The organism is Stenotrophomonas sp. YAU14A_MKIMI4_1 (genome assembly GCF_003086855.1).
Taxonomy (GTDB): Bacteria; Pseudomonadota; Gammaproteobacteria; order Xanthomonadales; family Xanthomonadaceae; genus Stenotrophomonas.
The window spans coordinates 4,478,086-4,487,007 of the sequence record NZ_CP025998.1; the positions used below are offsets into that span (position 1 = coordinate 4,478,086).

Here is an 8,922-nt window from a genome sequence, read left to right on the forward strand (position 1 = left end):
CCGCCATTGCTGAAGCATGGACAACAACGCGCCCCTGCCCGCCGGCGACGTGCCGGCCCCCCGCAATGACCGCCAACGCATCGTGCGGGCGTTCAACACCAGCCTGGCCGCCGTGCTGGTGCTGGTGGTCGTGTTCGCCCTGCAGGGCAGTTTCGACTGGCGACCGTGGGCGGTGGCCCCGCTGGAAGCCAAGGGTCTGCTGGGCCTGATCGGTGGACCGATGCTGCATGCTTCGGTGGAGCACATCGCTGCCAACAGCATCGCGATCCTGATCCTGGGCACCCTGGCTGGCAGTGTCTATCCGAAGGCGACCCTGCGTGCCCTGCCCCTGCTGTGGCTGGGTTCGGGCGTTGGCGCGTGGATGCTGGGCAACCCGGGCAGCGTGCACCTGGGCGCCAGTGGCGTTACCCACGGGCTGATGTTCCTGCTGGCCAGCCTGGGCCTGCTGCGCCGCGACCGCGCAGCCATCGCCACCGGCCTGATCGGCATGCTGTTCTACGGCGGCATGCTGATGACCATCCTGCCGCATGCTGACGGCGTGTCCTGGCAGTCGCACATGGGCGGTGCCTTTGCCGGCATCATCGCCGCCCTGCTGTTCCGCAACGCCGACCCGCTGCCGCCGCGCCCACACTACAGCTGGGAAGACGAAGAAGACGAGGTGCAGCCGCTGGCCGACGACGAGCTGGAGCCGCCCTCACCGCAGCGCGTGCCGGTGCTGTGGCAGCCGCGCGAAGGGCAGGATTACGTGGTGATTCCGTTCCGCCGCCCGGAAGACCCGCGCGGTTGACCGGTGGCGGGGTCAGATCCCCGAAGGGGCTCTGACCCCATTCGGGGTCTTCACGGCCCGGTAGTGGCCGACCTTGGTCGGCGCGGTTGTTGTGTGCCAACCAAGGTTGGCACCTACCACGGGTGCATCAATCCGCCGCATTCCCCGCCGCGCCCGTGCCATCCACCGCCTGCCGGCCCAGTGCCGGGTCGTCGGTGAAGAACGCATCGATGCCTGTCGCCAGGTAGGCGCGCATTTCCGCAATCGAACCTTCCGGGTTGCGCGCGTTGTCCGCGCCCTTGCGCAGGTTGCTGGCCTGGAAGTGGTTTTCCGGGCGGAAGGTGTAGGGAATCACCAGCAGCCCGGCCGCATGCGCATCGCGTACCAGGGGCGTGGGCGTGCCCAGCGCGCCATCGGCCTGCAGCGGAATGATCGAGCGCAGCTCCGGCCCGATGCCATCGGCATAGGTGGCGATCTGCTCAAGACCGTCCGGGGTCATCATCTGTGCGTAGGTCAGGCTGCCACCGGCCTTGGCGATGTCCGCCGGCTTCACTTCGCCCTTCCACAGCAGCTGCAGCAGGCGGATGTTGCTGCCCCGCCCCAGCTTGCCGCGCAGGTAGCGCAGGTTGGCGGTCTCGAACGACTGGATGGTGACCGGGCCGACGTTGGTATAGGCGTTGCCACGCAGCGCGGCCAGCAGTGCGTCTTCCATCGGCAGGCCGATGGACTGGAAGTAGGTCGGGTGCTTGATCTCCGGCACCAGGCCGATGCCGCGGTTGGCACGCCCGGCCTGCTGCACCAGGAAGGCCAGGATCTCGTCCAGGCTGGCGATGCGGAACTGGCCATCGAAGGCGGTGCTGCGCAGTTCCGGCAGGCGCTCGCGGGTGTACAGGGTCTTCAGCTCTGCCAGGGTGAAGTCTTCGGTGAACCAGCCGGTCACGCGCTGGCCGTCGATCACCTTGGTGGTCTTCCGCTTGGCGAATTCCTCGTGCTCGGCCACGTCGGTGGTGCCGCCGATCTCGTTCTCGTGGCGGGCCACCATCACCCCGTCCTTGGTCATCACCAGGTCCGGTTCGATGTAATCGGCGCCATCGGCAATCGCCTGGGCATACGCGGCCAGGGTGTGTTCGGGCAGCAGCGCACTGGCGCCGCGATGGCCGTAGACCAGCGCCTTGGGCGCGGCCGGGGTGGACGATTCAGCACTCATGGCCACCGATGGTGCCACGGCCAGCGACAACAGCAACGCACAACCCCACGACTTCACTGCGACGTCCCCAAACGGTCTGTGATGGCCGTCAGTATGCGGCGGGAATGTGACAGGTGGGGGAAGCACGAGGTCGGATCCCCGCAGGGGCTCCGACCCTGGCTTCTGGCCTGGGCCTTATGCCAACCAAGGTTGGCATCTACCAGAGGCAGAGCCTATTTGCCGATGCAGAAGCTGGAGAAGATCCGGCCCAGCAGATCATCGGCGCTCATCTGCCCGGTGATCTCGCCCAGCGCGTCGTGCGCCAGCCGCAGTTCTTCGGCGGCCAGTTCCAGGTGTTCGTGGGCCAGCTCGCCATCGGCGCGCTGCGCGTGTTCCTGCGCACGTTCGATCGCGTCCACGTGGCGGGTGCGCGCGGAGAACTCACCGTCCACCTGCTCGCCTGCCCCGGCCGAGGCGATGCTGCGCAGGCGCGCGTGCAGGTCGTCCAACCCTGCGCCCGTTGCCGCCGAGACGAACACCCGGTCCGGGTCATCCAGCGCCGGCAGCGCGTCCAGCAGGTCGGACTTGTTGTGGATGTAGACCTTGTGCGGCACGTCGGCCACGGCCTGCCCCAGCGCGGCCTCACCGGCGGCCGGGTCGCGCGCGTCCAGCACGATCAGGGCCAGGTCGGTGCGCTCGATCTCCACATGGGCGCGGCGCATGCCCTCGCGTTCGATGGCATCGCCGCCGTCGCGCAGGCCGGCGGTGTCGACCAGGGTCAACTCCAGCCCGTCCAGGCGGATGGTCTCGCGCAATGTGTCGCGGGTGGTGCCGGCGATGTCGGTGACGATCGCCCGTTCGCTGCCGGCCAGTGCGTTCAGCAGCGAGCTCTTGCCGGCATTCGGCGGCCCGATCAGTACCGCATGCAGGCCATCGCGCAGGCGGCGGCCGCGCTCTGCATCGCGGCGCAGCAGGGCCAGGTCGCCGCGCGCCTGTTCCAGCCCACGCCGCACCTGCGCGCCACCCAGCGTATCGAGCGGTTCGTCGGCGAAGTCGATGGCCGCTTCCACGTGGATGCGCAGCAGCACCAGTTGTTCCACCACCGCGTCGATGCGGCGCGAGAACACGCCATCCAGCGAACGCCGTGCAGCACGCGCGGCACGGTTGTCACCGGCAGCGATCAGGTCGGCGATGGCTTCGGCCTGGGCCAGATCCAGCTTGCCGTTGAGGAAGGCGCGTTCGCTGAACTCACCCGGCCGCGCCTGGCGCGCGCCCAGGGCGATGCAGCGCGCCACCAGTTGCTGCAGCAGCACCGGGCTGCCGTGGCCCTGCAGTTCCACCACTTCTTCGCCGGTGAAGCTGTTCGGCGCCGGGAACCACAGCACGATGCCATCGTCGATCACCTCACCGTCGGCATCACGCAGGCGAGCATAGTGCGCGTGGCGCGGGCGCAGCCTGGGCGCGCCGAGCGCGGTAGCAATCGCGGCGGCTCGCGGGCCGGACAGGCGCAGCAGGCCGACACCGCCGGCGCCGGGTGCGCTTGCGATGGCGACGATGGTGTCGGTGCGGGTCACATCGTTCATGGCTCAGAGCTTCTCCAGCTGTGCGCGCGCCTGCGCGGCGCCACTGCCCTGCGGCTGCAGCGCCAGGTAGGTGGTGTAGGCCTGCTTTGCCTTGGCCTTGTCGCCGGCATTGAAGTAGGCATCGCCCAGGTTGAGGTGGGCGACCGCGCGCGACGGGTCGATCTTCAAGGTGTTTTCCAGCCAGCGCGCCGCTTCGGCGTAGCGCTGCTGGCGGTAGTAGACGAAGCCGAGGTTGTTGGCGGCCTGGGCGAAGTCCGGACGCAGCTTCAGTGCTTCGGCGAACTGTGCGGCGGCTTCGTCGTACTGCTTCTCGCGATACAACTGCAGGCCGCGGTCGTTGGCCTGCTGCGCGCGCTGGCGGTCCGAGGCCGGGCCTGCCGTGGGCACCACCAGCTTGGCTTTGCCGCCCTGCAGGTCGGCCACGGTCACCGGCGCCTGGGTATTCTTGGCGTCCTGCGCGGCGTCCACCTTGTTGTTCAGCGCGATCGCATCGGCGGTCAGCTGGCGGGTATCGGCGTTGAGGTATTCCTGGCTGTCCGGCACCTGGAACACGAACTCGCCGCCCTGCGAACCGGGCAGGCTGCCGAAGGCCGGGGTCTGCTGCGAAACCGCCGACACCGCCGGCGCCACGTAGGCGGCCAGCTCGGTACCGGTGATCAGGCCATCGCCATTGAGGTCGCCCTTGCCGGCCAGCGCCTGCAGCAGCACCCAGGTGAACACCGAGTGGCCATTCGGGCCTGCATCGGCCACCTGCTGGTCGGCGCCGCCGGCGGTCAGCATCTGCCGCGCGCTGCGGCGCGCGTTCTCGCGCAGGAACGACGACGACGACGGACCACCGCGGGTCAGGCCCAGGCCGCTGTAGCAGGCATCCATCACGAACATCACGTGCTTGGCCTGCATGCTCTCGGCGATGTTCTGGATGTCGGTCATCGCGATGGCGTCGGTGGCGAATTCCTTCGGGTCCGAATCCACCGGAATGATGTAGCCGAGGTCGCGTCCCGAGGCGAGCTGGCGGGTGGCGCCGTGGCCGGCGAAGAACACGAACACGCGATCGTTCTTCCCGGTGCGGTCGTCGGCCAGGCGGTCGTGGAAGGCGGCCAGGATGTTGTTGCGGGTGGCCTGTTCGTTCTTCAGCACGATCACCTGCGAAGACGGGAAGCCGAACTGCCCGGTGAGCGTATCGGCCACCGCCTGCGCATCGTGGCTGGCGTATTCCAGCTTCGGCCATTTGGCGTAGTTGTCGATGCCGACCACGATCGCCCACGATTTCTCGTAGCCGGTAGTGACAGTGGCATCGTTGCTGGCGCCCTTGCGCGGGCGTGCGACGGTGAATTCGCGGCCGTTCCAGCCGGCGAACTGGTAGCCGTCGGCAATCAGGCGATCGAGGATCTGCGGCAGCGCCTTCACCGCGCGGTCGTGGATGTCGTGGAACAGGATGATGCCGCGCTGTTCCTTGTTCACCTGGCCCAGCACGCGCTGCACGATCGATTCCGGCACCGGGTCGGCCCAGTCCATCGAGTCGATGTTCCACATGATCGATTTCAGCCCTGCTTCGTTCAGCAGCTGCAGGCCTTCGGCATTGCGTGCACCGTAGGGGAAGCGGAACAGCGGCGCGCGCTTGCTGTCCACGTCTTTCAACAGGGTGTCGGTGTCCAGCACCTGCTGGCGCAGCGCATCGCCGGTGGTGCGCGAGAGCTGAGCGTGGGTCAGGCTGTGGTTGCCCACGGCGTAGCCTTCTTCCATCAGGCTGCGGCTGATCTTGGCCATGGGCCCCAGGCTGACCTTGCCGTCGGCTTCCACCTTGCCCAGGTTGCGGCCCACTTCGAAGAACACACCCGGCACGTCGTAGCGCTTCAGGATGGCCACCACTTCATCGGTGTAGGCCTTGTGCGGGCCATCGTCGAAGGTCAGCACCACGGTCTTCGGCGGCAGGTCGCGGCCGAAGATCTCGCGGTCGCTGTCCTTCATCGACATCGGGTACGGCTCGATCACCCCGTAGTCGCGCAGGATCGCCTCGCGGCTGTAGTCCTTGTGCAGGTGGGCGATGTAGTCGTCCCACTTCTCGCGCTTCAGGTCGATGGCGCGGGTGCGCTCGAAGCGGCTGAAGATGCGGGTCAGTTCCTGGTTGTAGTTGCGCTCGATCTCGTCCAGCGCGTCCAGGTCTTCGCCGATGCGCTGGTGCAGCTTCACCGCCGGCAGCGAGGAATCGGCACCGACACGGTCATGCAGGTCACGCAGCACTTCGCGGAACGCCAGGCGGTCGGCGTCGAACAGTTCCGGCGCCGATTCGATGTAGTCCAGCACCGCGCCCAGGGTGGCGAAGCGCTGCGGACTGCCACTGCGCAGCAGGCTGTCGAACTGCGCGGCGATGGCGGTGCGCTGCTCCAGGCCATCGTGGAACAACTGCTGGCCGATACGCGTGGAGGTGCCACGGTCGGCGGCGCTCTGCTGCTCTTCGTCGGCCAGCAGCACCACGATGCGGCGGTAGCCATCGAGCTGCTTCTGCAGCGCGGCCAGCAGCGGCGCGGCGGCCGGATCGGCGGCGGCGGCGGCCTGCGCGCTGGGCTGGGTCACCGCGCTCGCCGGCGCCTTCGCGTCCTTGTCGCCACAGCCGGCAACGACCAGGGTCAACAGCAGCGAGGGCAGGAACAGGCGGAACGACGGCACTCGCGGCATGGCGGACTCGAAGGTGGGAGAAGCGGTGTGCGGGCGATTCTACCCCCGCATGCGAAAAGCCCGCCTTGCGGCGGGCTTTTGCGTCGTTTGCGCCGGTCGGGTTACTTCTTCTTGACCGGGGCCGGGGCGGTGCTGGCTGCCACCGGCTCGCTGCCGTGGCGCTTGGTCATCCACCACTGCTGCAGCAGGCCTAGGCCGCCGTTCACCACCCAGTACAGCACCAGGCCGGACGGCATGAAGGCCATCATGACGCCGAACACCAGCGGCATGAACTGCATCATCTTCTGCTGCATCGGGTCCATGCCCGGTGCCGGGGTCAGCTTCTGGGTGAACCACATCACCGCCACGTTGATGACCGGCAGGATGAAGTACGGGTCGCGTGCGGTCAGGTCCTGGATCCAGCCGAACCAGGGCGCCTGGCGCAGTTCGACCGATTCCACCAGCACCCAGTACAGGGCGAAGAAGATCGGCATCTGGATGAGGATCGGCAGGCAGCCGCCCATCGGATTGATCTTTTCCTTCTTGTACAGCTCCATCATCGCGGTCTGGAACTTCTGGCGGTCATCGCCATAGCGTTCCTTCAGCTGCGCGATGCGCGGCTGGAAGCGACGCATCTTGGCACCGCTCTTGTACTGGGTGGCCGACAGCGGGTACAGCACCAGCTTCAGCAGCACCACCAGGCCGACGATCGCCCAGCCCCAGTTGCCAACCAGCTTGTGCACCTGGTTCAGCACCCAGAACAGGCCCTGGCCGATCACCGCCATCATCGAGAAGCGGCTGTAGTCGACCACGCGGTCCAGGCCCGGCACGTCTTCCTTGGCGATCTGGTTCACCAGCTTCGGGCCCACCCACAGGCGTGCCTCGGTGCTGGTGGACTGGCCCGGGGCCACGGTGAAGGCCGGGCCACGCGCTTCGATAAGGTCACGACCGGCTACCTGCGACAGCACGTAGTGAGCGGTCTGGTCCTTCTGCGGAATCCACGCGGTGAAGAAGTGGTGCTGCAGCATCGCCAGCCAGCCGCCGGTGATGTTCTGGTTCAGCGCGCCATCTTCCAGGTAGTCCTTGAACGCACGGCGCTGGTACTTCTTGTCGTTGTCGTACCAGGTCGCGCCATTGAAGCTGAACGAATCCGGGTTGGTCATGCTCCGCGACAGGATGGTCGGGGTGCGGTCCAGGGTGCGGTAGACGTAGCCGTTCCACGGCGCGGCGCCGGCATTGATCACTTCGTCCTTGAAGCGCACGGCGTACTCGTTGCGCGAGACGGTCAGGGTGCGCTTGATGGTCACGCCGTTGGCGGTCCATTCGAACGGGATCTGCAGCTCGTTCTGGCCGTCGGCCAGCACGAAGTCGCGGGTATCACCGACCAGCTTGAAGCCGTCGGCGCCGGGCACCGGGGCGCTCTTGTCTTCGCTGGCCCAGCCGCTGATCGCGCTGTAGGGGTGCGCGGGGTCTTCGGTCAGCAGGCGAACCGGCGGGCTGCCTTCATCCTTGCTCTGCGGGAACTGCAGCAGCTCGGCGTCCAGCACGCGGCCGCCGTCCAGCACCAGGCGCAGCACGTCGGTGGTGACGGTCACGCGCTGGGCAGCCGGGGTCGCGCTGGCCTGGGCCTGGGTCGCGGCGGCCTGACCCGGCGCGCCGGGAACCTGTGCACTGGGGATGCTGCCCGGGGTCGCGCCCGGAACGCTCTGTGCAGCGGCCGGGGCCGAGCTGCTGGTCGGGGCCGGGGTCGGGGCGGCCGTTTCACGGCTCCACTCCATCCACAGCAGCACGGCCACCATCAGCCAGGCAAAAATGAGGAATACGCGGGTCTGGTTCATCAGCGGGCAGGCTCAGCGGGGCCGGAACGCGATGCCGGCTCGGTCAAAGAGGGAGTTGCGATGCCATCAGGCGGCGGCATTGTGCCGTCCACGCCCGGCGCGGGCAATGCGCGCAGGCGCCGCAGCAGGCGCAGGAAGGCCTGGCGGATGTCGTCGTTGCTGGCGGAACGCGCAGCACTACGGGCCACGACGACGAAGTCGCCTGGCTGGATGTCGGTACGTGTCTGACGCAGGATGTCGCGCAGGACGCGCTTGATCCGGTTACGCCCCACGGCGTTCGGATCAACCTTGCGGGAAACCGCCAGACCCAGCCTGGCCGGCCGGTCAGCCGGCAGCCAGTGCAGGGTCATCAGCGGATCGGACACACGGCGGGCGCCGTTGAAGACCGTTGAATATTCGGCACGCGTGCGAACCCGCGCAGAGCGAGGGAATCGCTTGCGCGGGTCTGCAGTATTCACTGTCGAAGGGATTGCGTCTGCCGCGGTGAGCGGCATGGCAATCAGGCGCTCAGGACTTTGCGGCCCTTGGCGCGGCGACGCGACAGGATCTTGCGGCCGTCAGCGGTCTTCATACGGGCACGGAAGCCGTGGTCGCGCTTACGCTTGAGGTTGCTGGGCTGGTAGGTGCGCTTGGTGGCCATGTGGGCCTCTCGTATGAATGGGACGGGAAAGAACCGGAAATTCTAGAGAGGTCGCCCCCCTCCCGTCAACCCCTGTTGACTACGCGAATTCACCGGCCTGTGCAATAGCTGTGGATGTTTTTGTGAATAAGTGGGGGACAACCATTCCGAAGGCGCGCGCGCGGTGGTAGTCTGAGCCATCCATTTCCCCCTTTCCGGCCTGTGTCTGGGCGCGTTGTCGCGCCTATCCACCGGCCACCGGACGATTATTGCCG

Annotated in this window: 7 protein-coding genes; 1 reads left to right on the forward strand and 6 read right to left on the reverse strand. The window is 67.5% G+C overall.

What is annotated here, in order from left to right; genetic code table 11:
- Positions 1-16 precede the first annotated feature (16 nt).
- Positions 17-787, forward strand: coding sequence for a rhomboid family intramembrane serine protease (locus C1931_RS20160; protein ID WP_108757592.1), 771 nt, complete (start codon positions 17-19; stop codon positions 785-787).
- 127 nt (positions 788-914) lie between these two features.
- Here the strand turns inward: C1931_RS20160 and C1931_RS20165 are convergent, their stop codons facing one another.
- The 6 genes from C1931_RS20165 to rpmH form a co-directional block, all read right to left on the reverse strand.
- Positions 915-2,030: a glycerophosphodiester phosphodiesterase gene (locus tag C1931_RS20165; protein ID WP_108757593.1), complete on the reverse strand. Its 1,116-nt coding sequence runs from the start codon at positions 2,028-2,030 to the stop codon at positions 915-917.
- 155 nt (positions 2,031-2,185) lie between these two features.
- Positions 2,186-3,535: a tRNA uridine-5-carboxymethylaminomethyl(34) synthesis GTPase MnmE gene (gene mnmE, locus C1931_RS20170; RefSeq protein ID WP_108757594.1), complete on the reverse strand. Its 1,350-nt coding sequence runs from the start codon at positions 3,533-3,535 to the stop codon at positions 2,186-2,188.
- 3 nt (positions 3,536-3,538) lie between these two features.
- Positions 3,539-6,211 (reverse strand): polysaccharide deacetylase family protein, encoded by a 2,673-nt coding sequence (locus tag C1931_RS20175; protein ID WP_108757595.1) that lies wholly within the window; start codon positions 6,209-6,211, stop codon positions 3,539-3,541.
- Positions 6,212-6,312: 101 nt separating this feature from the next.
- Positions 6,313-8,028, reverse strand: coding sequence for a membrane protein insertase YidC (gene yidC / locus C1931_RS20180; RefSeq protein ID WP_108751427.1), 1,716 nt, complete (start codon positions 8,026-8,028; stop codon positions 6,313-6,315).
- Positions 8,028-8,522, reverse strand: coding sequence for a ribonuclease P protein component (gene rnpA / locus C1931_RS20185; RefSeq protein WP_108751428.1), 495 nt, complete (start codon positions 8,520-8,522; stop codon positions 8,028-8,030). Before rnpA ends, yidC begins: the two co-directional genes overlap by 1 nt.
- A gap of 5 nt (positions 8,523-8,527) precedes the next feature.
- On the reverse strand, positions 8,528-8,668 hold the full coding sequence (rpmH, locus tag C1931_RS20190; protein ID WP_005411729.1) for a 50S ribosomal protein L34: 141 nt from the start codon (positions 8,666-8,668) through the stop codon (positions 8,528-8,530).
- Between the last annotated feature and the right edge of the window lie 254 nt (positions 8,669-8,922).